Genomic DNA, 23499 nt, shown 5'->3' with positions numbered 1-23499 from the left:
CATATGTATGAGAATATTGGAGAAGCAAAAAGTAAAAAGAAATAATTAAAATCTGTAATAAGGAAAGATATCATATGCAGAAATGGATAGGCATTATGGGAATCATTTTTATGTTGACTGGATGTAAAATGTCTGAAGCTCCAACAAATTTAATGGAAGCTCCTGCCAATGAAAAATGGATTAATGAACTAAAAGAGCAAATTGATAAAGATTTGCCTGTTAATTATCGATTGCTTACTCCAATGTCTAATAAAGATAAACAGATGATTTGGTCAATGGATTTTAAACAAGATAATAAGAAAGAAGCCATCATATTTTATAAATTGCCGAATGAAGATCACAGCGTATATTTAGCTGTATACGAAAAAAACTTGAATAGTTGGAAAGAAAAGTCCACACATAGATTTGATGGTGGAGATGTAGATATCGTTGAAGTCGGTGATTTTACAGGGAACGGGAAGCGAGAGTTGTTAATAGGAATCTCTCTAGATCGTGAATCGTTAGAACATGTTATGTATGTTTTTTCAGAAGAAAATGACGATATGAAGGAAATATATAATCGAAATTATACGAAGTTATTCATAGAGGATCTAAATAAAAATGGATTGAAAGATTTAAGTCTTGTTACGTACGAAAAAGATGAGAAGTTGACAGTTGAGTTCATTGAACAATTTAAGACTTTATCTGAAGTGTCATTCGATCCATTTATAAATAGCATTCAAAGAATACAAATGGGACGTATTTCTAAGTCATTAAAGGCGATTGTAATTGATGCGGGAACTGGGGCTCATTCAGGTATAACGTATGTAGCAAAATTTGATGAGGATCATTATGAGGTATTACCTATAGATGGGAAAGAAGATTTGTTCAATGAATATGTTGTAGAAAGTAAAGATGTTAATGAAGACGGCATTATTGAATTTGTTCGTACTGTACGTCCAAAAGGTTGGGAGGATAAACCACATGGTGATAGTTTGCTTTTTGAACGTTACATACAGTGGAGTGAATCTGGAATTAAACCAATTGAAGAAAGATATATCGATATAGAAAAAGGGTATTATGTGAAAATTCCTAAAGAGTTAATAGGAAAAATTACGATACCAGATGAGCAAAAGGAATTAAATTCTCAAAAGTTTTTGGAGACAAGTACAAATGAACTATGGCTTGAAGTTCATATATTTAAGCGAAAAGAATGGTTCAAAATAAAAGGATACGATGCAGCAGTTAAAACAGCTTCTCACGTATACGCTGTACCGAAACAACCGCAATTTGAAAAAGTGAAAAAATATGTAAAGCCGCTAGCGGATTATCAACAAGAGTAGGGAGGTGGAAATGATGCCAACAATTTTAGTTTTAGAAGATGAAATGCCTATTCGTAGTTTTATCGTCTTAAATTTGAAACGTGCTGGATTTTATGTGTTAGAAGCTAGTACTGGAGAAGAGGCGTTACAGATTTTACGTGAACATTCTGTAGATGTAGCACTGCTTGACGTAATGTTACCGGGCATTGATGGTTTTCAAGTTTGTAAAGCAATCCGGGAAGAAAATAAAAAAATAGGTATTATTATGTTAACCGCACGCGTACAAAATGAAGATAAGGTGCAAGGACTAGGAATTGGTGCAGATGATTATATAGCAAAGCCGTTTAGTCCAGTGGAATTAACTGCACGTATACAATCGTTATTAAGAAGAATAGAAGTACATGATGAAAAAGCACATACTATCACATCTGGCCCGTTTTCGTTAAATATAATAGAAGAAAGATTATATAAAAGTGGAAAATTAGTTGATTTAACCCCTACAGAGTATATGATATTACAGTATTTAATGAATCAGGCTTCAAAGCCGGTTTCACGTGATGAGATTTTAAATATGATTTGGGGAACGAATTATGTAGGTGAGACAAAAGTAGTAGATGTAAATATGAGGCGGTTACGTCAAAAGATAGAATGTAATCCATCAGAACCTGAATTTATTCTTACTGTGTGGGGAAAAGGATATGTGTGGAAGGAAAGTATAAGATGAAAAGAAAAGTGACTTTATATTTTATGACGGTCATTATACTTATGCTTGTATTATTTGAAGTAGTATTTTCAGTTTCTATTTATCGATATTATTACAATGGCATTGTACAATATATAGAATCTCATGCGAAGACGAGTACACGATTTTTCTCTGAATACAATTCGTTATACTTTATTCGTTTGCAAGAATATAGTGGTGACATCATTAGTAGTTTTGAATTAGAAGGAACGGAATTGCAATTAATCGATCGGCATGGTTCGGTTATACAATCTTCAAGTGGACAAAAGATAGAAGATAAAGTAGTTATTCCGTATTCGTTACTAGAAGGAGAAATGTATCATCAAGTCACTACTACGAAAGACAATGTGAAACAATTGGAAGTGATTAGTCCACTTATCCATCAAGGGCAAACTATAGGTGTTTTAAAATATACGACTGTATTAACGCATGTAAATGCTAAGATTATTGAAATTATTATGTTTACTATTTCTGTAGGTATTGTTATTTCAGGAATTGTATTCTTAATCAGTAGACGATTAGCAAATTCGTTTGTGAAACCTATCGAATCTATTATTCATGCTTCTTCACAAATTGCAGAAGGCATATTAAAGGAGAAAATTAAAGAGGATTATCCTGGTGAATTAGGGGAGTTAGCACACAGTTTAAATCATATGTCTGATAAAATAGAAAAAGCGGAACAGATGAAAAATGAATTTATTGCTTCTATTTCTCATGAAATACGAACGCCTTTAACAGGCATTAAAGGTTGGAGTGAGACGTTAAAAACGGTAGATCATTTAACGGAAGAAGAGATAAAGCAAGGCATGGGAATTATTTCAGGTGAGACAGACCGATTGATTCACTTAGTAGAAGAATTGCTAGATTTTTCAAGATTACAATCAAATCATTTTAATTTATATAAACAAAAGGTGCAATTATACGATATACTAGAGGAGACGATTTGGCAATTAACTCCTAACGCTGAAGAGAAGCAAATGCAATTTATTAAAACTATAGAACGAATTGAATTGATAGGAGATCGAAATAGGCTAAAGCAAATTTTCTTGAATATTGTTCAAAATGCAATTAAATATTCACATAAAAATGGTACAGTATATATTGAAGCGACCAAAAATGAAGGACAAGCAGTGATAAAGGTGAAAGACGAAGGGATTGGAATTGCTAAAGAGCATTTACCATATATAGAACAGTCATTTTACCAGATTAATAACCACATTACAGGTGCGGGTCTTGGTTTAGCTATCGTTAAAAAAATGGTAGAGCTTCATGGAGGTACACTTGGTATTATAAGTAAAGAAGGAATAGGTACAACCATTTTGATAAAACTCCCATTATAATACATATAAAGTCTGTTTATATAGTGTAATAAAATAAATAGATGTATAATTATATTGGGTGATTTATATATAAGATTAATAGGGAGAGGAATTCGATAGAATGGAAAAAGCTTTTAAAATTAAACGAGTAGTAGTCGTTTTAATAGCGATTGCAGCAGTAGCTATTGGGTATTTCATGTTTCAATCCATTACTTCACCAGCAAAGGCTGTTGCAAAGCAAGAAAACGTAGTACAGCTTGCAAGTGAACAACCGAAAGTAGAAATGAATAAAACGGCACCAAGTCGTTTTAATGGAAAAGAAAGAAAAGTTGCTTATCTTACATTTGATGATGGCCCAGGGAAATATACGGCTGAATTGTTAAATATGTTAAAACAGCATGATGCGAAGGCGACGTTCTTTTTAATTGGAGCGAATGTAAAAGAATTTCCGGATTTAGTGAAACGTGAAAATGCAGAGGGTCATTATGTAGGTATGCATAGTATGACACATAATTTTGCAAAGCTATATAAAAATGGTGAGTATGTAAATGAGATGAAAGAAGATCAAAGCTTAATCGCAAATATTATTGGAAAATCACCTAAATTAACACGTCCACCATACGGTTCGATGCCTGGATTAAATGAAGGACTTCGAAATAAAGTGGTAGAGGGCGGTTTTAAAGTATGGGATTGGACAATTGATTCCTTAGATTGGAAATATAACAAAATGCAAGTTGATGCAGCTGCAGCACAAATTGCTCAAAATGTATTAACAAATGCAACAAAACCACAAGAAGTCATTTTAATGCACGACATTCACCCACAATCAGTTGCTGCTGTGCCAGCAATTTTAAAAGGGTTAAAAGAAAAGGGTTATGAGTTTGAAGCTTATCATGAAGAGAGTCACTTCCCAGTGAATTTCTGGCATGATAACCGTATGTAATGGAGGAATGAACGTTGAAGTATGGAAAAGTAGCAGTAGTCGGAGCACTATCAGTAGGACTATTAACAGGTTGTTTTGGTGAAAAACCAGAAGAAAGTCTATATACAGCTTTTGAAACAGCGGCGACACAAGAAAAATCATTAGTTGATGAAGCGAAGAAGTTAGAGAAGTTAGAGAAGGAAGGTCAAGAACTATATTCTCAAATTTTACAAGAAGGTAAAGATCATAATGACGCTGTTATGAAGAAAATAGAACAAGCTACTGCAAATGTAGATGACCGTGAAAAAGTATTGAAAAATGAGAAAGAAATGCTAGAAAAAGCTCATAAAGAAACGAAATCTGTTCAGGGAAATATAGAGAAGCTTGAAGATAAGAAGTTACAAAAACAAGCGAAAGCAGTAGAAGAGTTGTATAAAAACCGTTATGATGCATTCCAAAAGATGAATGAAAATTATACGAAGGCGTTAGCGACTGAAAAAGAACTGTATGAAAAATTAAAAGTAAAAGAAACGAAATTAAAAGAGATTGGTGAAAAAGTTAAAGCTGTTAATGAATTAACTGTGGGAACACAAAAATCAAAAGAGCAATTTAACAATTTTACAAAAGAGTATAATGACAGTAAATTAGCATTCTACAAAGATGCAGAGATTAAGATTAAAGATCAGAAATAAAGAAGAATCTTAACCGTAATAAAAAGCCGGAGAAACATCGTCATAAATGTTTTTTCGGTTTTTTACGTTAAATGAATAGAAAAGACTGGAATTGATATCATAAAAGAGTTATAGTGAATTATTCTAAGGGAAACATTGTAAAGTAAGGAGAATGGAAATATGTCATATGAATTTTTACTCAAATTAGGTTTAGCACTCTTTTTAGGATTATTCATCGGGATAGATAGGCAGCTAAAGAATAAACCACTTGGTGTGAAAACAAGTATGGTTATTTCTGTAGCAAGTTGTTTAATTACGATGGTTTCAATTGAATCAGTACATGTATATTCTGTTCCAGGGCATACAAATATGGATCCAATGCGTCTAGCTGCTCAAATTGTGAGCGGGATTGGTTTTCTTGGGGCAGGTGTTATTTTACGAAGAAGTAATGACGTTATTTCTGGATTAACGACAGCTTCTATGGTGTGGGCAGCTTCAGCTTTAGGTATAGCAATTGGGGCGGGCTTTTATTTACAAGCGACGGTTGCTATGATTTTAATTATTTTAGCGATTAACGTACTTCCGCAACTTGTGAAAATTGCAGGTCCGTATTCATTAAGACAAAAGGATTTATCTATAAAAATTACAGTAAAAGAGCATCATGAGTTAGATGGTATATTTAAGCAAATTAAAAATTTAGGTATGCATGTGAAACGGGTAAAAATTAAAGATATTGATAATGGAGCATTTCAGCAACTGGAGATGGTTATTTTAGCTCCGGAAAATTTGTATACGACGGAGTTATATAGTTCACTAAAAGAGATTGATCGTGTTGTTTCAGTTGAAGTGGAAAGTAGATAATTGTGAAAAAAAGAGTGAGGTGAATGCACTCTTTTTTTATTTGGATTTTTAAGGGAATGAATTGATATAATGATGAGTAACGAGGGGGAGAAATGATGGGAATCCATATTAGAAGGGCGATAAAAGATGATATACCAGGTATAGCAAAGGTACATGTTGATAGCTGGAAAACAACGTATAAAGGGATATTTGCTGACGAATTTTTAGAAAATATAACATATGAGCAACGAGAAAAACAATGGGAAAACATTTTTCAACAAGAAGATAAATCCCAATATAGATTTGTAGCAGAGACGTTAGATGGTATAATAATCGGATTCATTGACGGGGGAGTTGAAAGAAGCGGTGCATATAATTGTGATGGGGAATTATATGCGATCTACCTTTTACAGTCGTATCAAGGAATGAAAATAGGACAACAGTTATTTCAAGCTTTATTATCGGAATGTATAAACAATGATATGCAATCACTTTTAGTTTGGGTTGTTACGAATAATCCTTCTAAAAAGTTTTATGAAAAATTTAATCCTGAAAAAATTGATACAAAATTTTTAGAGAGAGTACAGGTAGAAGAGACAGCTTATTGCTGGAGAGAGTTGAATTTGTTATACAGACAGTTATATAGCTTAGTATAAATAATAATATTATGTAAATAAAAAGTGGAGAAAGGTATACCAAATAAGGTATACCTTTCTCCATTTTTTGATGGATTTATAAAAAATAGTAGGTAATTAGTTTGAAAGCAAGAATATTTTTTAGTGTATTTTTAACTAGATTAAAGAAAAGATAGAAAAAAAGAAAAATTAAATCAGATAAAAAAATTCTGAAATATACTATTGAATTGAATATCGTTATCAATTAGAATCATAATTGATAACGACATTCAATTATCGGTTATTATATAAAATTTCGATAGCTTTAATATAAAGAGGAGGACCAACATGCAGCATGCGAAACAAATCGCAGAACATGCAACATTACAAAGCTTTTTAAACTGTTATTTAAGAGAAACAGGGAGTGGAGAATGGATTACAGAGGATGAAAGAATGGAAAGTATCTTCAGTAATACGTTGAATAGAGATACAGTCCCCACATATTTATGTTGTCGGCTATTGGCACAAAACATTACTTTGTACGGAGAGGTTATATATAAATCACCGACAGATCGTCATTTGTTTGGAGAACAATTTTACTATCAAATGGGAGAAAATAAGAATGTTATAAAAGCAGATTACGTTACTGTTATTACGTTTTTAATAAAAGAAATGTCTATGAACTATGGAGATGGTACAAACCCTGCTGAACTTATGCTTCGAGTTATCTGCAGTTGTAAAAATATTGAAGAATTTACAAAAGAGAGAATAGAAGATACATCTGCATTATACGGTTTCCATACATCCTTTATAGAGGCGGAGCAATCTTTATTATTTGGACATTTAACGCATCCAACCCCAAAGAGTAGACAAGGTATATTGGAATGGAAAAGTGCAATGTATTCTCCAGAATTAAAAGGTGAATGTCAGCTTCATTATTTTAGGGCACATAAAAATATAGTAAATGAAAAATCATTATTATTAGATTCTACAACAGTAATTCTAAAAGAAGAGTTGCGTAGTGATGAGTTGATTAGTAAGGAATTTATAGCGAAGTATTGTAATGAAGATGAATATTCATTAATCCCAATTCATCCGCTTCAGGCAGAATGGCTATTACACCAATCTTACGTAAAGGATTGGATAGATCAAGGCGTACTTGAATATATTGGTCCTGCCGGTAAGTATTATATGGCAACATCATCACTTAGGACGTTATATCATCCTCACTCAAAATATATGCTTAAGTTTTCATTTCCAGTAAAAGTAACAAATTCAATGCGCATTAATAAATTGAGGGAATTAGAGAGTGGTATTGAAGGAAAGAACATGCTAAATACAGCAATTGGTGAAGTGTTAGAAAAGTTTCCAGGTTTTGATTTTATTTGTGATCCAGCATTTATTACATTAAATTACGGAGCAGAAGAATCCGGATTTGAAGTGATTATACGAGAGAATCCTTTTTATAGCGAACATGCAAATGATGCTACATTAATTGCTGGACTAGTTCAAGACGCTATACCTGGAGAACGTACTCGTTTATCGAATATTATTCATAAACTAGCAGCTATAGAAAATAGAAGCTGCGAAGAAGTAAGTTTAGAGTGGTTTAGACGATATATGAATATTTCTTTAAAGCCGATGGTATGGATGTACTTACGTTATGGTGTTGCATTAGAAGCTCACCAGCAAAATAGTGTTGTTCAGCTAAAGGACGGTTACCCAGTAAAATATTATTTCCGTGATAATCAAGGGTTTTATTTCTGTAATTCAATGAAAGAGATGCTTAATAATGAGTTAGCTGGTATTGGAGAACGTACTGGGAATTTATATGACGACTATATTGTAGATGAAAGATTGCGTTACTACTTAATTTTCAACCATATGTTTGGACTCATTAACGGATTTGGTACAGTTGGATTAATTAAAGAGGAAATTCTTCTCTCGGAATTACGATCTGTACTTGAATCATTCCTTCCTTATAATCGTGAACCTTCTACCTTTTTAAGAGAATTGTTGGAAGAGGATAAGTTGGCATGTAAAGCAAATTTATTAACGAGATTTTTCGATGTCGACGAGTTAAGTAACCCTTTAGAACAAGCAATTTACGTACAGGTACAGAATCCACTCGTTAGAGAAGTGGCTGTTCGTTCATAAGTAGCGTTAAAATTTCACGTAATACAAATAATGGTATTTTTCATGAGGTGGAGGGGGTTATGAGAGTGGACATGTATCATACGAAAATATTGAAAGCGCTTGAATCAGAAGATTACATTTCAGTGCGAAGAAGAGTGTTACGACAAGTAGTAGAGTCGTTAATTTATGAGGGGATCGTTAGGCCAGTTCGTATAGAAAACGAAGAACAAATTTTTTTTCTTATACAAGGACTTGATGAAGACAACAAAAGTGTCACGTACGAATGCTATGGAAGAGAACGAATGACATTTGGACGTATCGCTATAGATTCATTAGTAATAAGAGTTCAAGAGGAACAACAAGAAATAAAATCAGTCTCACAATTTTTGGAAGAAATTTTTCGAGTTGTTAACGTAGAACGAACGAAATTAGATTCGTTTATTCATGAATTAGAACAAACGATATTTAAAGACACAATTGCACAATATGAAAGACATAATAAGGTGAAATATACTCAAAAGTCGTACGATGACTTTGAAAGCCTTTTAATAGACGGTCATCCATATCATCCTAGCTATAAAGCACGCATTGGATTTCAATATCGTGACAATTTTCAATATGGATATGAATTTATTAGGCCGATAAAACTCATATGGATTGCAGCACATAAGAAGTATGCGACTGTAGGTTATGAAAATGAAGTGATTTATGACAATATTTTAAAAGGTGAGATAGGCGAGCATAAATTAGAAGCGTATATGGAACGAATTCACAGCGCGGGATGTGATCCAAAACAGTACGTGTTTATACCGGTTCATCCTTGGCAGTGGGAGAATTTCATCATTCCAAATTATGCTGATCATATACAGGATAAATATATTATTTATTTAGGAAAATCAGAGGACGATTATTGCGCGCAACAGTCAATGAGAACATTAAGAAATGTTACGAATCCAAAGAGACCGTATGTAAAGTTATCGCTGAACATACTTAACACTTCAACACTCCGTACGCTGAAACCGTATTCAGTTGTGAGTGCACCAGCTATATCGAATTGGTTAAGTGATGTCGTAAGTCAAGATTCTTATTTAAGGGATGGATCACGTGTAATTTTGTTAAAGGAATTTTCGAGTGTAACGTATGATACGAATAAGAAAGCTGCATATGGTTCATTAGGATGCATTTGGCGTGAAAGCGTTCATAAATATTTTGATGAGCAAGAGGATGCTGTTCCCTTTAACGGTTTATATGCAAAAGAGAAAGATGGGATACCAGTTATTGATGCATGGCTAAACAAATATGGGATAGAAAATTGGCTACAATTACTTATTCAAAAAGCGATTATTCCAGTTATACATCTTGTTGTAGAGCATGGGATCGCGTTAGAATCACACGGACAAAATATGATTTTAGTTCATAAAGAAGGGCTACCTGTCCGTATTGCATTAAAAGATTTCCATGAAGGACTTGAGTTTTATCGTCCATTCTTAAAAGAAATGAATAAATGTCCGGACTTTACTAAAATGCATAAAACATATGCGAATGGAAAAATGAATGATTTCTTTGAAATGGATTGCATCGAATGTTTGCAAGAGATGGTACTAGATGCACTGTTCTTATTTAATGTAGGAGAATTAGCTTTCGTACTTGCGGATGAATATGAATGGAAAGAAGAACGTTTTTGGATGATGGTAGTCGAAGAAATCGAAAATCATTTTAGAAAATATCCACACTTGAAAGATAGATTTGAAAGTATTCAACTATACACTCCTACATTCTATGCTGAGCAATTAACGAAGCGTCGATTATATATGGATGTGGAATCGCTTGTTCATGAAGTTCCAAATCCATTGTATAGAGCAAGACAACTTAACAAACAAAAATCAGTTGCTACAGGGGGAAATTATGCTAATCGTTAATAAACAAGAGTATAGCAAAAGTGATTTTGATTTGAGATTACAAGTTTATGAGGAAATGGAACAATTTCAAGAAGCAAAGGGAAATAGATTTGCTCTTTGTCTGAAAGATCCATTCGATATTATTACGCTTGTGTTTTTCTTAAAAGAAAAGAAATCATCAGTAATACTTATACATGAAGATACGCCAAAAGAAACGGCCATTGAAATGGCAAAGCGTGCAAATTGTATAGGAATTTTATATGGAGAATATGGCGATTTTACGAAATTAGATGTAGTGAACGCTTTACTAGAAGAGCCTTCTTTATTGCAATATAGTTCTGGAACTACGGGAGAACCGAAACTGATTCGTAGAGCATGGACGGAGGTTGATACAGAAATTACTGCTTATAATGAAGCTTTAAACTGTGAAGTAGATGAAGAGCCGATCGTTATGGCTCCTGTTTCACATTCATACGGACTAATATGTGGTACGTTATCTGCAATTGCAAGGGGAAGCAAACCTATCATCATTACGAATAAAAATCCTAAATTCGCATTGAATGTAGTTCGCAATACAGAAAAACATATCATATATGCAGTACCACTTATGCTCCATATTATGGGGAGTTTTCCTGTAGGAACGTTTCAATTCCATAAAATTATGACGTCTGGAGCGCCTTTGCCAGAAGCATTGTTTTATAAACTAAAAGAAACGACAACATATATGATGCAACAATACGGTTGTTCTGAAGCAGGTTGTATTAGTATATGTCATGATATGAAAAGCCATTTAGATTTAGGAAATCCACTACCTCATACGAGTATAAGCATAGGTTCAGATGAAAATATACCCGAAGAAATCGTAGTGAAAATGAACGATAAGGAAATTTTCACGAAAGATTTAGGGTATAAAACTGAGCGTGGTCTTCATTTTATGGGGCGTATGGATGATGTAATTAACGTTTCAGGATTAAAAGTCTTTCCTATAGAAGTAGAAGAAACGATGCTTCGACTGGAAGGTGTTCAAGAGGCAATTGTATATCGAGGGAAACATCCTGTCATAGGCGAAATTGTTAAAGCGAAAGTGATCTCACATATTGATCCCGTGCAAATAAGAGAATGGTGTATGCAGCACTTACCTTCTTATAAAGTTCCACATGAAATTGAAAGTGTAACTGAAATTCCGAAAAATAAAACTGGAAAAGTAAGTAGAAAGTTACTAGAGATGGGAGAGGTTACAGCATGAGACGTGAAACATTAAAAAATGAAGTGTTGAAAATTATGACAGAAAAAATGGAACTGAAAAATGTAACGCATTTAGAAGAAACGATGCGTTTAAACCAAGATTTATATATAGATTCGGTAATGATGTTACAACTCATAGTTTACATAGAAATAGATTTAAAACTATGCGTTCCAGAGGATGAGGTAGATCCAAAGGCATTTCTTACTGTAGGATCTTTGCTTGATTTTATGGAGGAGTTACAGCCGCTACAGGAAGTAAATGTGAATAACTAACCTTTAGGAAAGTGGATGAGAGTATGACTTCAATTAAAGTGCACTGTTTAGTGAGTTGTTTTTGTGAAATTATAAAAAGGCGTAGCGATATTGATTTTCGTCCATTTTATTTTGGACTATGGGATGGAGATTTTGATATTACAGAAGGCGGAATTATTTCATATCACTCTGAAAACATTAACCATGATAATTACTTACTATGGTATGAAAAATTGTATGGTATGAAAGTGAACGAATGGTACGATCATGCAAAAGATAAAAATAGCAATGTAGAAATATTTTTAGAATTAGTAGAAAATAAGCCGGAAAATCGTTATGTCATTGTAATGGTTGATATGTCTCTACTACCAGAGAGGGAAAATAAATTTCATCAAAAACCGTTTCCACATTATTTAATGATATCAGAGACAGAGAAAGAAGAAGAGTGGTTCATGCTAGATCCTGATTTTCGCTGGGAAGGGAATATGGAAAGAGAAAAAGTGCTTCACTCTGTTCAAGATAACCCATTTGGTGGAGGTTATTTCATTGATGTAGAAGGAATTCAGGAGCCAACGCTAGAAATGGTAGCAAGTTATTTCCTGGAAACTTTCAAAAGAAACGACAATGAACTGACTATGGAATTGAAAAATATAATTGTAAAAATGGCAAATGAAGAAGAAGGTTATTCGCTTCCGGGTCTTGTAGCGGCAGTGAAGCAAATACCAGTACTTGCAATTCGTAAATATAGTTATGAACATGCCTTTGCATACTTCCGTGAAACGTTGCAATATTCGGAGCAAGAATTTGATTATTGGTGTGATCGGGTAGAAGATATTGTACAAGGATTTACAAATGTACAGTATCGTGCAATCAAAATGGCAATGACGAATAATAAAGGTATGTTAGTATCAATTGTTGAAAAAATGGATGAAATGAATGCAATTGAACTGCAAATTAAGGCTGAATTAGAGAGACAGTTTTTGTTATGGAAAGAAATGAAAACAAACCAGTCTGTCTTAGCGTATTAAAAAGCTAGCTGAATTTAAAATAAGGGAGTTCAAACCTATGAGATATTCGTTATGTACTATTTCCTTTCGTCATCAATTAATTTCATTTACTGATATTGTTCAATTTGCATATGAAAACGGTTTTGAAGGAATTGAATTGTGGGGGACTCATGCACAAAATTTGTATATACAAGAGTATGAAACGACAGAACGAGAATTGAATTGCTTAAAGGATAAAAACTTGGAAATTACGATGATCAGTGATTATTTAGACATATCATTATCGGCAGATTTTGAAAAAACGATAGAGAAATGTGAACAACTTGCAATACTAGCTAACTGGTTTAAAACGAACAAAATTCGTACGTTTGCTGGACAAAAAGGAAGCGAAGATTTCTCGGAACAGGAAAGGAAAGAGTACGTAAAGCGAATTCGCAACATTTGTGATTTGTTTGCTAAGCATAATATGTATGTACTTTTAGAAACACATCCAAATACATTAACGGATACGTTGCCTTCTACTTTGGAATTATTAGAGGAAGTAAATCATCCGAATTTGAAAATAAACCTTGATTTTCTTCATATATGGGAGTCTGGTGCAAATCCAATAGACAGTTTCCATCGACTAAGGCCGTGGATACAACATTATCATTTTAAGAATATATCGTCAGCAGATTATTTGCATGTATTTGAGCCCAATAATGTATATGCGGCAGCGGGAAGCCGAATTGGTATGGTTCCGTTATTTGAAGGTATCGTAAATTATGATGAGATTATTCAGGTAGTGAGAGATACTGACCATTTTGCTTCACTCGAATGGTTTGGACATAATGCAAAAGATATATTAAAAGAAGAAATGAAAGTATTAAGGAATAGAAATTTAGAAGTAGTAACTTCTTAATATGAAATGATGTAAGAGTCTCTCATTGTAGAGACTCTTTTTTAAAAATATAAATAACCAAAAATTACCATGTATTTAAATTAAAATTTAACACAATTTATATATAAATAAGGAGGTGATTGGTAATGGCTAGAAATCGTAATTCTAATCAATTAGCATCACATGGAGCACAAGCGGCTTTAGATCAAATGAAATATGAAATCGCACAAGAGTTTGGTGTACAACTTGGCGCTGATACTTCTTCACGTGCAAACGGTTCTGTAGGCGGTGAAATTACAAAACGCCTAGTAGCGATGGCAGAACAACAACTTGGTGGCGGATATACTCGCTAATTGTAGAAGGTTATAGGAGAAAGGAAGGATTCTTCCTTTCTTTTTTTTTCAATTAATTGGTATGGATATATTCCGAACTGGATTCAAAGAATAGAAATAATACTATATTTTCCCCAATTTCTTTTGTTGTGAATGGGAAATAGTAAAGATGTAATAGCCCTGGTGGAATGAAAAATTACGTTCCAGCAGGGCTATTATATGGTAAGAAATATATGATGAAAGGTTCCGAAGTCAACATGTTAAAAAAAGAAAACTGTTGTTTAATTGCGCTTGCATCAGTTCCACTTGTTATGACATTAGGGAATTCAATGCTCATTCCAATCCTACCGACTATCGAAAAGAAATTACATATTTCATCGTTTCAAGTATCCATGATTATTACAATTTACTCTATCGTAGCTATTTTACTTATACCGATTGCTGGTTATTTATCAGATAGATGGGGCCGAAAGATGGTAATGGTTCCGAGTTTGCTGATTGCGGCTATAGGAGGAGCGATAACTGGTTGGGTATCTTGGAAAGTTGATAATCCCTACACTTGGATATTGATAGGTAGAGCGATTCAAGGTATTGGTGCTGCTGGTGCAATGCCAGTTGTTATACCGTGTGTTGGTGATTTATACAAGGATGAAAAACAAGTTAGTACTGGTTTAGGAATCATTGAAACATCGAATACATTTGGAAAAGTACTGAGCCCTATTTTAGGATCTGCTCTTGCAGCCATTGTATGGTTCTTACCATTTTGGGCGATTCCAGTTTTATGCGTAGTATCAATCGTTTTATTGCTTGTTCTTGTAAAGGCAAAGAAACAAGAAGGCGAAGTACCACCACTTAAAGAGTTTATTCAATCAATTATCTCTACGTTTCGAGAAAAGGGAAGATGGTTAATTGCCATTTTTGTATTGGGTGCAATTATTATGCTTATTTTATTCGGAATTCTCTTTTATTTGTCGACTATACTGGAATCAAAGTATGACATTCATGGTATATGGAAAGGTTGTGTGCTTGCTATTCCGTTACTTGTACTGTCACTTAGTTCATATATGGCTGGTAAAAAAATTGGAGATAATCAAACTGTTATGAAGAAGTGTATTTATATTGGCTTTTTATTGGCAGCTGCAGCAGTCATCATTCCTTTATTTATAAAAGGGATCTATTTACTACTTCTTTGTCTCGTTATTATGGGGTTAGGAATTGGTATGGCACTCCCATGTTTAGACGCCCTAATTACACAAGGAATTGAAAAGGAGCAAAGGGGAACGGTTACGTCATTTTATAGTTCCATGCGATTTATCGGTGTAGCAGCTGGGCCACCTCTATATTCTTTTTTCATGAAAGGCACTGACCATGAAGTGTTTTATTTAACAAGTATATTCGCTGGTATTGGTGCTGTTATAGCAATCATTTGGATTAAACCAGCAAAAGATGCAAAGACGGTAAAACAGAGATCGGAACCTACTTCATAATTTGTAAGAGAATTGCATGATGTATTAAGTAACATGCAATTCTCTTTCGTGCATTAAGAATAAATGACTTGTTTTAACATATAAAGCGCGACACCCCATATGATGAGACCAGAAAATTTATTTAATAATACGATTGTCTTTCCAGTTGAGTCTATTCTTTTTAGAAATTTCCCCGCTAAAGCTAAGCTTATAAACCAAATCCAAGAAACGATAATAGTTGTAAGTGTGAAAGCCCATTTTTCACTTCCTATGTATTGAATAGAATTTGTTCCAATTACACCGATTGTATCTAAAATTGCATGTGGATTTAATAGTGAAACCGATGAAGCGAAAAGGATTTGCTTTTTTAATGGCATGATGTTTTCTTGTTTTATATCGTTGGAAGGGTTACTTCTCCAAATAACAAAGCCCATATATAGGAGGAAGAAAAATCCAATTATATATAACGTGTTAGTTAGCCAAGAAAAAGTAAGGAGTACAAGGGAGACACCCTGCACCGCAATTAATATGAGTAACGTATCACATATAGAGGCAGTTAATACTACAGGGGCTGCCCTCCAAATGTTTGGTTGGCTCGCACCTTGGTTAAAGACGAAAACATTTTGGACACCTAATGGAATGATTAGGCCAAATGCAAGAATGATACCATGAATAATTGCTTCACTCATCATATTACCTCCTATTTTAATTCATTATGATAGTGTATATTATATAGAAGAAATGAAAATTTGTATCCATCCATATGGTTGGGGAGGTTACCAACCAAAAAGAATATAAGGTGATATGATGGAAAGATTCGTTTGGAAACCTAATATGTCTCTAGCGACTCCTTTGTATAAACAAATAGAAACGTATATAAAAGAAAGAATCGTTAATGGTGAATGGACTGTTGGGACGAAATTACCTTCACAAAGAGATTTGGCGCATACATTTGGTGTGAACCGGAGTACAATTGTAATGGCTTTTGATGAACTAGTGGCAAAGGGGTACATTGAAGGGAATGGCAGGAAAGGAACAATTGTTGTAAATAATAATAAGAATACTTCAACAACGTACGCACCCCCGCCTAATTGGCAGTCTTATGTAGAAACAGGACTTCATTATCCGAATCTGCCTGCTATTCAAGAGATTAACCAAGCTGAATTTTATCCGCATGTAATTCGTTTAGGAACAGGTGAGCTCGCGCCAAGTCTTTTGCCTGAAAAAAAGGTGAAAGATATTATGAATAAACTTTTAGCATCAAAGGTGACGCTTGGTTATGAAGAGCCGAAAGGAAATCTCTCTTTAAGGGAGAAGATTGCGGACTATTTAAAAGGACATGGTATTTATGTAACTCCTGATTCTATATTAATTGTTTCAGGAGCAATTCAAGCATTGCAACTTATTTCTATGGGGCTTCTTCCAAAAGGGGCATCCATCTTATTAGAAAAACCATCCTATTTATATTCGCTTAATGTTTTTCAATCAGCAGGAATGCGTTTCATTGGAATACCAATGGATGAGAACGGTTTACATGCATCATATATTACAAAATATAAGAAGCAATTTAATGCATCTATTTTATATACAATCCCGTCTTTTCATAATCCGACGAACTTTAGTATGAATGCGAAGAAACGAATAGAAGTGCTGGAAATATGTAACGAAATTGGATTGCCTATTATAGAGGACGCGGTATATCAAGACTTATGGTTTGATGAGCCTGTTTCAAAGCCTTTAAAAGCATATGATAAAAACGGAATTGTACTACATATCGGGAGTATGTCTAAAGTTATTAGCCCAGGATTAAGAATTGGATGGATTGTTGGATCTGAGCCTGTTATTCAAAGATTGGCAGACATAAAAATGCAAACAGATTATGGTTCAAGTTCTATTTCTCAGCAAATTGCAGCGGAATGGTTTACAAATGGATTGTATGATGAACATTTACAGTTTGTAAGAATTAAATTGAAAAAACGCAGAGATTTTATGCTACAAATGTTAGAGAAATATTGTCATGATATAGCAACATGGTATGAACCGACAGGTGGTTTTTATGTTTGGTTACATATGAATGTACCCGTTTCAAACCGTAGCTTATTTGACAAAGCTTTGAAAGAAAAGATTTTATTAAACCCAGGTACTTTGTATGATAGAAGTGCAAACCAATTTTTGCGCCTATCATATTCATACGCAACGTTAGAAGAAATGGAAATAGGTATAAAAAAACTTGCACAACTAATGAAAAAGTAAGAGGAGAAAGTAATGAAACAATATGTAATTTGCCAAATTATCAATGGAGAAAAATATTTAGCTGCATATGCGGAGACAAAGCAGGATGCAATTGAAAAAGCAGAATTGTTAGGATTACGAACGGGAAATCGATACACAGTTATTACTGCGGAGGAAGCGGAAGGGTTAACGTATCCATAAGCAATGTATAATAATTTATGCAGGAAGTAAATAAGCCTAGTAATATATGATATTACTAGGCTTATTTTTTTTGAAAGCGTTATGTGTTCTCGTATGAAAAATAATAGTATTATGAGTCAAGTTGACGGAAATACCGATTTGTTTTTCGGTCTTGATTTCCATTTCTATATTCATCAATATATTGTCTGAAGTTCCAAGATTGTAAAAACTTATTTGCGGCGTTATAGCCAGAATTGTAAAGCCACTCTTTTTCTTCCTTTGTTAACTCAAAGTTTGTACTTGTAATGGATCCCGTTGGAATTGTAATTGTTCTTGCTTTTGATTCCTTATCTAAATGACGTAAATCGTGGGCTTGCATCATTGTTTTAAATAGTCCTTTGAACATAGAGATAGGCTCGTTATAGTGGGCAGGATCAGCTTGAATCTCATCTTTTACAAAGTGAAATCCAAAAGTCGGCCAGCGAGGAGAGTTAGGTGAGTCGAAAATCCAAATTGGGTAATTGCTTAAAATCCCTCCATCAATCATATAACAAGGTTGCTTCCATTTTGGAGTTCTCCATTTTACTGGTTCAAAGAAGAAGGGGATTGTACTACTCATTCTTACAGCTTTAGCAATAGAGAAGCGATAATTTAAAAATCCGTAGTTTGGTAAGTCATCAGGAAAGATAACCATTTTACCATTACTTATATCAGAAGCGATGATTTTAAGCTTATTTAAATCAGGTAAATCTGTAAATAAGTGAACTCCTTTTTTTCGAAGTAATTCTTCAATCCATTCTTCTATAAAAATATTAGAGTAAATACCAAGAGTAGTCCATGCGCTTAATCCTTTTCCAATAAACGGGATTCTGTCAACAAAGGTTCTCTTCGTAAATTTATTATAATCAATGTCAGTTATAATCGTTTTTAGTTCTGAGCAAGAGTATCCTGCTGCTAGGAGCGCAGCGATAATCGAACCAGCTGATGTGCCAGCTACACGTTCCCATTCATAGCCTTTTTCAGCTAACGCGCAAATTGCCCCGACATGCGCAATTCCGCGTACACCGCCTCCTTCAAAAACACCATCAATTTTCATTAATCATACTTCCTTTCGAATAAAAGATTTGAAAATGGCAAAAAAGCACGTATTGTACGTGCTTTTTTACAATAGTTTTTAAATTTACTAGCAGCCTACAAAGCCACCCCAACAGCTAGCTCCGATGATGATTAGAAGGATAAATAAAACGATTAATAAAGCGAAACCTCCATAACCACATCCACCACAACTACCGCCGTAACCGTAACCGCCGCAACTATATCCGTAACCCATGTGGAATTCCTCCTTAAATTAAAAATAAAAATGAACGAGGGGAAAATGTACTGGAAGAAATAATGAACTATCGTGTTTGTAGGAACAATGTATACTATGCTTTTTTATACTTGTTCGCGTATGGAGGAAGAGCCCGTTTTTTGGGAGGCTTGTTGTTTTTACAAAGAATGGAGTATAATCTTTGTGCGATGATACAAATAAGTATGTAAATATAAGGAGAATTTATGAATAATAAAATTGAAGTATTAATTGATAAATATGGGCTGACACATTTAAAAGAGGAACTTATTCATACTGTATTTCCTTGTGTAAAAGTTGTGCCAAAGCAGGAGAAAACAGTTGCGAAAGGTAGTTCGAAAATGGGAGGAGTTCCTGATTTACCAGCTTCATTTGAATATCCAATGTATAAAGGAAATCCGTTACAATTTATCGCTCAATTTAATTTAAATGATTTACAAAATGTTGGTATAGATCACAATCTTCCTAAGACAGGGATGTTATATTTCTTTAGCATTGAAAATTACTTTGAAGAAGATGTGAATCCAACTGAAGCGGGGCGTGTGCTTTATTATGATGTTCCTGTAGAGCAATTACGAAGAGCAGATGCATTGCAAACGAATTATAACCAGTGTGCAACTACTTTTGAACTAACGTATAAATTGCCAGAGCTTTTTATTGAAGATGAGGCTGATTCAGATCGTTTCTTGCAATTACTTGAAGAGCTAATCCCAGACAACTACGATAACCATCAAATGTTTGGCGAGCCATTCTCTGTACAAGATGAGGTATTGTACGAGACTGGACAATATATGGACATAGACCCGCAGCAAATGACGCTTTTATTCCAAATTGATTCAGATACTAAAAATTGTAATATGATGTGGGGAGATTTAGGGATGCTTTATTTCTGTATTGGAAATGAAGACTTGAAAAATCGACGTTTTGAAAATACATGCTGTGTATTACAAACTTGTTAATGAAAAAGGTTGTTCTTGTAAAAAGAACAACCTTTTTACAATGTTAAATATGCATAATCTCATATGACCTATACGAAAAAGTATTGTATACTCTGAAACTATACGATACTTTTTCGTATAGTTATAGAATGTAAGGAGTGACGAGATGGGAAAGACAAGTAAGTATGTGACAGCTGCCGCACTTTGTTCAACTATAGTAATGGGGGGCTTACACGCGTCATCTGTATCTTATGCAGCTACGAATCCAACTGTAGCGACATCACAATCAGATGTAAAGTTGTTAAATGATTTCAGAAAAGAATTAAAAAAACAGATTGATAATCGAGAAGAAAATATTACAATCACATATAAAACAAAAGATAGAAATGCTAGAAATATTATGGACCAATTGTATGGTGAATTTAATAAAATTGTAGATGCAGATGAGTATGTAAAATATAATGTAGCGTCTACTAGATATTCTATTAAAGGGTTACCAGGAAACTATACGTTTACACTGCAAGTGAAATACCGTGAATCAAAAGAGCAAACACAATATGTAAAATCTCAGGCAAAAGCAATTATCGGTTCAATTGTAAAACCAGGGATGGATGAGAATGAGAAAGTAAAAGCTATTCATGATTACGTTGTAAAACACGTATCTTATGATACGTCTTATCAAGCGTACACAGCATATGAAGCGTTAGCGAACCGTTCTGCCGTTTGCCAAGGATATACGTTATTAACGTATGAATTGCTAAAAGAAGCGGGTATCCAAAATCATATTGTAACAGGTACAGGAAATGGACAAGCTCACGCATGGAATTTAGTAAACATTGAAAACAAGTGGTATCATCTTGATACGACATTTGACGATCCAGTGCCAGATAAAGCTGGGCGCGTAACATATTCATATTTTAATATGTCTGATGAGCAATTAAGTAAAGATCATGAATGGGATCGTAGTAAATATCCAGCAGCAACTACAAGTTATTTTGGTGAATTAACAAACAAAATAAAAGCTGGTAGTTCGAAAACTCCCGTATACGAGCAAATGTTAAAAGATACTAATTTAAAATATTTATCAGCACAATATGGGGCTGAAAATTATAATGAATTTAAGCAAAAGTTGCAGCAACAATTCGCTTCTAAGCCAGAAAAAGTAGAAGTACGATATAAGCAGTCTATGGATGGAACAATGCAAGATATAAAAAAAGTGTTAAATGAAATAAATTGGCCAAAAGGTGCCAAGCGTGTATCTTATCAAGTAGCACCATATAGTGCAATGGCAGATTATTCATTAGCGACAATTACATTTACTTATTAATTAAGAAGAGCATCTTGGAAAGGTGCTCTTTTTATTATGTATCACTCCAAAAAACAGAATTGTGTGATAAAATATAAAAAGGAAGGATGTGGGATTTGAATGAATTTGTTCGAAAGTAATATTTTTACATTGATATATACTTGTTTAGTAATCGGACTTATCGTTTTGTTTTTCCTATCATTTACTTTGTTCCTTAGAAGATTATTGCAAAGCAGCGCTGCAAAAAAACAACAAGTGATGCATATGAATCAGAAGCTAGATCGAATGATTGAATTGCTTGAAAAAGATAAGAAATAGCGATAGAAGATGTATGAAAAGGAGAAGCGGATGGCTAATTATATAAAAAAATTACGTGAAAAAGTAGGGCACGACTGTGTTCTCATAAACTTTGCGGGTGGTTGTGTGTTGAATGAACATGGAGAAGTATTACTGCAAAAAAGAGGTGATTTTAACGCTTGGGGATTTCCTGGCGGTGCAATGGAAATCGGGGAATCTGCCGCAGAAACTGCGGTTCGAGAAATAAAGGAAGAAACAGGTTATGATGTAGAAATAAATGAGCTTATCGGAGTGTATACAAAATATTTTCAAACATATCCAAATGGAGACAGAGCCCAGTCCATTTTAATATTCTTTTCATTCTCAATTATCGGAGGAGAGAAAAAAGTAGACGGTGATGAAACGTTGGATTTGAAGTTTTTCCCGCTAAACAAAATGCCACCATTGTTTAATCAACAACATGAGGATTGTTTGCAGGACTTACTAGAGAAAAGAGTAGGGATGTATCGTTAATATAAAAAAAGAAGCTAATGGGATTAGCTTCTTTTTTTATATTGTATTTATTTCCACCAATCATCAAACATTGATGCTGGAACTTGTCTCTTATGTTCACTTACTTTGTAACGCTTCTCAATCTTCTCAGCAACATCAGCTGGAACTGCTTTACCTTCTAAATAGTCATCTAATTGATCATACGTAATACCTAACTCTGTTTCATCAGCTTGACCTGGTTTTTCATCTAATAAATCAGCTGTTGGCATTTTTAAGTAAAGTCGCTCGTCCGCACCTAATTCTTGTAATAGAGCGCGTCCTTGACGTTTTGTTAATCCAGTTAATGGTAATAGGTCTGCACCACCATCTCCGAATTTTGTGAAGAAGCCCGTTACAGCCTCTGCAGCGTGATCTGTTCCAATCACAAGTAATCCTTGTTGACCGCCGATTGCGTACTGCGTAACCATACGAATACGTGCTTTCACGTTACCTTTATTGAAATCAGTTAATGATTCACCCAATAAGTTTTCGTATTGATTTGAGAAAGCATCAACTGTTGAAGCGATATCAAATGCAACAGATTGATCCGCTTGAATAAATTGTAATGCTAATTGCGCATCATCTTCATCTTTTTGCACTTTATAAGGTAGGCGCACAGCGATAAACGTTGCGTTACCACCTTCATTACGAATTTCCTCCACTGCAAGCTGAGCTAAACGTCCAGCTAATGTAGAGTCTTGTCCGCCACTAATTCCAAGTACAAACCCTTTCGCACCCGTTTTTTTTACATAATCTTTTAAGAAATCAACACGTTTACGGATTTCTGCTTTCGGATCAATTACAGGCTGAACATGTAATGCTGTCATAATCTGTTCTTGTAATGTCATTATGTTTCCTCCTATTCGTATTAAAGCGGTAAATAAGTTTATATGTATATTGGTACATACTTCTATCCTTTATTATTTCGCAAAACTAACGAATATACAATAGGATGCGTGTATGAATATGAATGTAGTCATTATAATGAAACTGCTTCGTTTAAGCAATTTTTTTGAAACCTTTCAATAATGTAAGGTTTTTG

General features: G+C 34.1%; 25 protein-coding genes. 21 read left to right on the top strand and 4 right to left on the bottom strand.

Translation table 11 applies throughout. The features are described 5' to 3' along the window. Positions 1-74 precede the first annotated feature (74 nt). From QCI44_RS18495 to bcbE, 15 genes are all read left to right on the top strand, one after another. Positions 75-1322 (top strand): hypothetical protein, encoded by a 1248-nt coding sequence (locus QCI44_RS18495; protein ID WP_016088286.1) that lies wholly within the window; start codon positions 75-77, stop codon positions 1320-1322. 13 nt (positions 1323-1335) lie between these two features. After that, positions 1336-2025, top strand: a complete 690-nt coding sequence (locus QCI44_RS18490) for a response regulator transcription factor (protein ID WP_033659669.1) — start codon at positions 1336-1338, stop codon at positions 2023-2025. Continuing rightward, entirely contained in the window at positions 2022-3383 is a 1362-nt protein-coding gene (locus QCI44_RS18485) for a sensor histidine kinase (protein WP_016088284.1), read from the top strand. The genes QCI44_RS18490 and QCI44_RS18485 overlap by 4 nt, the downstream gene beginning before the upstream one ends. 100 nt (positions 3384-3483) lie before the next feature. Then, positions 3484-4305, top strand: a complete 822-nt coding sequence (locus QCI44_RS18480) for a peptidoglycan-N-acetylglucosamine deacetylase (protein ID WP_016088283.1) — start codon at positions 3484-3486, stop codon at positions 4303-4305. A gap of 14 nt (positions 4306-4319) precedes the next feature. Beyond that, a complete protein-coding gene (locus tag QCI44_RS18475) occupies positions 4320-4976 on the top strand; it encodes a YkyA family protein (protein ID WP_098486444.1) in 657 nt (218 codons plus the stop codon). Between the two features lie 159 nt (positions 4977-5135). Next, positions 5136-5816 carry an MgtC/SapB family protein gene (locus QCI44_RS18470; protein ID WP_016088281.1) on the top strand — a complete coding sequence of 227 codons (681 nt, stop codon included), beginning with the start codon at positions 5136-5138 and terminating at the stop codon, positions 5814-5816. A 95-nt stretch (positions 5817-5911) separates the two neighbouring features. Beyond that, a complete protein-coding gene (locus tag QCI44_RS18465; RefSeq protein WP_016088280.1) occupies positions 5912-6451 on the top strand; it encodes a GNAT family N-acetyltransferase in 540 nt (179 codons plus the stop codon). Positions 6452-6757: 306 nt separating this feature from the next. Beyond that, the gene (locus QCI44_RS18460) at positions 6758-8566 is read left to right on the top strand and encodes an IucA/IucC family protein (RefSeq protein ID WP_353811390.1); all 1809 of its coding nucleotides are present in this window, start codon (positions 6758-6760) and stop codon (positions 8564-8566) included. A 59-nt stretch (positions 8567-8625) separates the two neighbouring features. Next, the gene (locus tag QCI44_RS18455) at positions 8626-10464 is read left to right on the top strand and encodes an IucA/IucC family protein (RefSeq protein WP_353811389.1); all 1839 of its coding nucleotides are present in this window, start codon (positions 8626-8628) and stop codon (positions 10462-10464) included. Next, positions 10451-11689 carry an AMP-binding protein gene (locus QCI44_RS18450; protein WP_353811388.1) on the top strand — a complete coding sequence of 413 codons (1239 nt, stop codon included), beginning with the start codon at positions 10451-10453 and terminating at the stop codon, positions 11687-11689. The genes QCI44_RS18455 and QCI44_RS18450 overlap by 14 nt, the downstream gene beginning before the upstream one ends. Beyond that, positions 11686-11961, top strand: a complete 276-nt coding sequence (gene asbD, locus QCI44_RS18445) for a petrobactin biosynthesis protein AsbD (protein ID WP_016088276.1) — start codon at positions 11686-11688, stop codon at positions 11959-11961. The genes QCI44_RS18450 and asbD overlap by 4 nt, the downstream gene beginning before the upstream one ends. A 23-nt stretch (positions 11962-11984) precedes the next feature. After that, positions 11985-12968, top strand: a complete 984-nt coding sequence (locus QCI44_RS18440; RefSeq protein ID WP_353811387.1) for a DUF6005 family protein — start codon at positions 11985-11987, stop codon at positions 12966-12968. A 37-nt stretch (positions 12969-13005) separates the two neighbouring features. Next, a complete protein-coding gene (locus tag QCI44_RS18435) occupies positions 13006-13848 on the top strand; it encodes a sugar phosphate isomerase/epimerase family protein (RefSeq protein ID WP_353811386.1) in 843 nt (280 codons plus the stop codon). Positions 13849-13973: 125 nt separating this feature from the next. Next, complete coding sequence (locus QCI44_RS18430; protein ID WP_000113545.1) at positions 13974-14180, top strand: alpha/beta-type small acid-soluble spore protein; 207 nt, start codon at positions 13974-13976, stop codon at positions 14178-14180. A gap of 236 nt (positions 14181-14416) precedes the next feature. Beyond that, on the top strand, positions 14417-15646 hold the full coding sequence (gene bcbE, locus QCI44_RS18425) for a bacillibactin exporter BcbE (RefSeq protein WP_033659825.1): 1230 nt from the start codon (positions 14417-14419) through the stop codon (positions 15644-15646). 53 nt (positions 15647-15699) lie between these two features. Here bcbE and QCI44_RS18420 read toward each other — a convergent pair whose 3' ends face one another. Beyond that, positions 15700-16314 carry a LysE/ArgO family amino acid transporter gene (locus QCI44_RS18420; protein ID WP_016134206.1) on the bottom strand — a complete coding sequence of 205 codons (615 nt, stop codon included), beginning with the start codon at positions 16312-16314 and terminating at the stop codon, positions 15700-15702. A gap of 118 nt (positions 16315-16432) precedes the next feature. Between QCI44_RS18420 and QCI44_RS18415 the strand changes: the two genes are divergently transcribed. Both QCI44_RS18415 and QCI44_RS18410 read left to right on the top strand, forming a co-directional pair. Then, positions 16433-17878, top strand: coding sequence for an aminotransferase-like domain-containing protein (locus tag QCI44_RS18415; protein WP_016134207.1), 1446 nt, complete (start codon positions 16433-16435; stop codon positions 17876-17878). Between the two features lie 12 nt (positions 17879-17890). Further along, on the top strand, positions 17891-18058 hold the full coding sequence (locus tag QCI44_RS18410; RefSeq protein ID WP_016088270.1) for a DUF3933 family protein: 168 nt from the start codon (positions 17891-17893) through the stop codon (positions 18056-18058). 109 nt (positions 18059-18167) lie between these two features. Here QCI44_RS18410 and QCI44_RS18405 read toward each other — a convergent pair whose 3' ends face one another. After that, positions 18168-19133 carry a patatin-like phospholipase family protein gene (locus tag QCI44_RS18405; RefSeq protein WP_016088269.1) on the bottom strand — a complete coding sequence of 322 codons (966 nt, stop codon included), beginning with the start codon at positions 19131-19133 and terminating at the stop codon, positions 18168-18170. Between the two features lie 87 nt (positions 19134-19220). Next, complete coding sequence (locus QCI44_RS18400) at positions 19221-19367, bottom strand: YjcZ family sporulation protein (RefSeq protein WP_000540425.1); 147 nt, start codon at positions 19365-19367, stop codon at positions 19221-19223. Between the two features lie 224 nt (positions 19368-19591). On the opposite strand from QCI44_RS18400, the gene QCI44_RS18395 reads away from it, so the two are divergent. The 4 genes from QCI44_RS18395 to QCI44_RS18380 all read left to right on the top strand — a co-directional run bounded on the left by QCI44_RS18395 (position 19592) and on the right by QCI44_RS18380 (position 22439). Continuing rightward, positions 19592-20344 carry a YwqG family protein gene (locus QCI44_RS18395; protein ID WP_353811385.1) on the top strand — a complete coding sequence of 251 codons (753 nt, stop codon included), beginning with the start codon at positions 19592-19594 and terminating at the stop codon, positions 20342-20344. Between the two features lie 145 nt (positions 20345-20489). Continuing rightward, complete coding sequence (locus QCI44_RS18390; RefSeq protein ID WP_016088267.1) at positions 20490-21650, top strand: transglutaminase domain-containing protein; 1161 nt, start codon at positions 20490-20492, stop codon at positions 21648-21650. Positions 21651-21749: 99 nt separating this feature from the next. Then, on the top strand, positions 21750-21947 hold the full coding sequence (locus QCI44_RS18385) for a DUF4083 domain-containing protein (protein ID WP_001048106.1): 198 nt from the start codon (positions 21750-21752) through the stop codon (positions 21945-21947). Between the two features lie 30 nt (positions 21948-21977). Continuing rightward, on the top strand, positions 21978-22439 hold the full coding sequence (locus QCI44_RS18380) for an NUDIX hydrolase (protein ID WP_000035010.1): 462 nt from the start codon (positions 21978-21980) through the stop codon (positions 22437-22439). 47 nt (positions 22440-22486) lie between these two features. Here the strand turns inward: QCI44_RS18380 and nadE are convergent, their stop codons facing one another. After that, complete coding sequence (nadE, locus tag QCI44_RS18375) at positions 22487-23305, bottom strand: ammonia-dependent NAD(+) synthetase (RefSeq protein ID WP_000174908.1); 819 nt, start codon at positions 23303-23305, stop codon at positions 22487-22489. Positions 23306-23499: the final 194 nt, after the last annotated feature.

The organism is Bacillus cereus group sp. RP37 (genome assembly GCF_040459695.1).
Taxonomy (GTDB): Bacteria; Bacillota; Bacilli; order Bacillales; family Bacillaceae_G; genus Bacillus_A.
The sequence above is the reverse complement of the archived record's forward strand: the minus strand, read 5'-3'. Positions and strand labels throughout refer to the sequence as shown.

What these genes read in the sequence shown, in the direction of transcription:
- QCI44_RS18495 (WP_016088286.1), top strand. Translation starts at nt 75, where the DNA reads ATGCAGAAATGGATAGGCATTATGGGAATCATTTTTATGTTGACTGGA.
- QCI44_RS18460 (WP_353811390.1), top strand. Translation starts at nt 6,758, where the DNA reads ATGCAGCATGCGAAACAAATCGCAGAACATGCAACATTACAAAGCTTT.
- QCI44_RS18480 (WP_016088283.1), top strand. Translation starts at nt 3,484, where the DNA reads ATGGAAAAAGCTTTTAAAATTAAACGAGTAGTAGTCGTTTTAATAGCG.
- QCI44_RS18490 (WP_033659669.1), top strand. Translation starts at nt 1,336, where the DNA reads ATGCCAACAATTTTAGTTTTAGAAGATGAAATGCCTATTCGTAGTTTT.
- QCI44_RS18395 (WP_353811385.1), top strand. Translation starts at nt 19,592, where the DNA reads ATGAATAATAAAATTGAAGTATTAATTGATAAATATGGGCTGACACAT.
- QCI44_RS18455 (WP_353811389.1), top strand. Translation starts at nt 8,626, where the DNA reads ATGAGAGTGGACATGTATCATACGAAAATATTGAAAGCGCTTGAATCA.
- QCI44_RS18430 (WP_000113545.1), top strand. Translation starts at nt 13,974, where the DNA reads ATGGCTAGAAATCGTAATTCTAATCAATTAGCATCACATGGAGCACAA.
- bcbE (WP_033659825.1), top strand. Translation starts at nt 14,417, where the DNA reads ATGTTAAAAAAAGAAAACTGTTGTTTAATTGCGCTTGCATCAGTTCCA.
- QCI44_RS18485 (WP_016088284.1), top strand. Translation starts at nt 2,022, where the DNA reads ATGAAAAGAAAAGTGACTTTATATTTTATGACGGTCATTATACTTATG.
- QCI44_RS18470 (WP_016088281.1), top strand. Translation starts at nt 5,136, where the DNA reads ATGTCATATGAATTTTTACTCAAATTAGGTTTAGCACTCTTTTTAGGA.
- asbD (WP_016088276.1), top strand. Translation starts at nt 11,686, where the DNA reads ATGAGACGTGAAACATTAAAAAATGAAGTGTTGAAAATTATGACAGAA.
- QCI44_RS18400 (WP_000540425.1), bottom strand. Translation starts at nt 19,367, where the DNA reads ATGGGTTACGGATATAGTTGCGGCGGTTACGGTTACGGCGGTAGTTGT.
- QCI44_RS18410 (WP_016088270.1), top strand. Translation starts at nt 17,891, where the DNA reads ATGAAACAATATGTAATTTGCCAAATTATCAATGGAGAAAAATATTTA.
- QCI44_RS18385 (WP_001048106.1), top strand. Translation starts at nt 21,750, where the DNA reads ATGAATTTGTTCGAAAGTAATATTTTTACATTGATATATACTTGTTTA.
- nadE (WP_000174908.1), bottom strand. Translation starts at nt 23,305, where the DNA reads ATGACATTACAAGAACAGATTATGACAGCATTACATGTTCAGCCTGTA.
- QCI44_RS18380 (WP_000035010.1), top strand. Translation starts at nt 21,978, where the DNA reads ATGGCTAATTATATAAAAAAATTACGTGAAAAAGTAGGGCACGACTGT.
- QCI44_RS18440 (WP_353811387.1), top strand. Translation starts at nt 11,985, where the DNA reads ATGACTTCAATTAAAGTGCACTGTTTAGTGAGTTGTTTTTGTGAAATT.
- QCI44_RS18415 (WP_016134207.1), top strand. Translation starts at nt 16,433, where the DNA reads ATGGAAAGATTCGTTTGGAAACCTAATATGTCTCTAGCGACTCCTTTG.
- QCI44_RS18465 (WP_016088280.1), top strand. Translation starts at nt 5,912, where the DNA reads ATGGGAATCCATATTAGAAGGGCGATAAAAGATGATATACCAGGTATA.
- QCI44_RS18405 (WP_016088269.1), bottom strand. Translation starts at nt 19,133, where the DNA reads ATGAAAATTGATGGTGTTTTTGAAGGAGGCGGTGTACGCGGAATTGCG.
- QCI44_RS18390 (WP_016088267.1), top strand. Translation starts at nt 20,490, where the DNA reads ATGGGAAAGACAAGTAAGTATGTGACAGCTGCCGCACTTTGTTCAACT.
- QCI44_RS18435 (WP_353811386.1), top strand. Translation starts at nt 13,006, where the DNA reads ATGAGATATTCGTTATGTACTATTTCCTTTCGTCATCAATTAATTTCA.
- QCI44_RS18420 (WP_016134206.1), bottom strand. Translation starts at nt 16,314, where the DNA reads ATGAGTGAAGCAATTATTCATGGTATCATTCTTGCATTTGGCCTAATC.
- QCI44_RS18450 (WP_353811388.1), top strand. Translation starts at nt 10,451, where the DNA reads ATGCTAATCGTTAATAAACAAGAGTATAGCAAAAGTGATTTTGATTTG.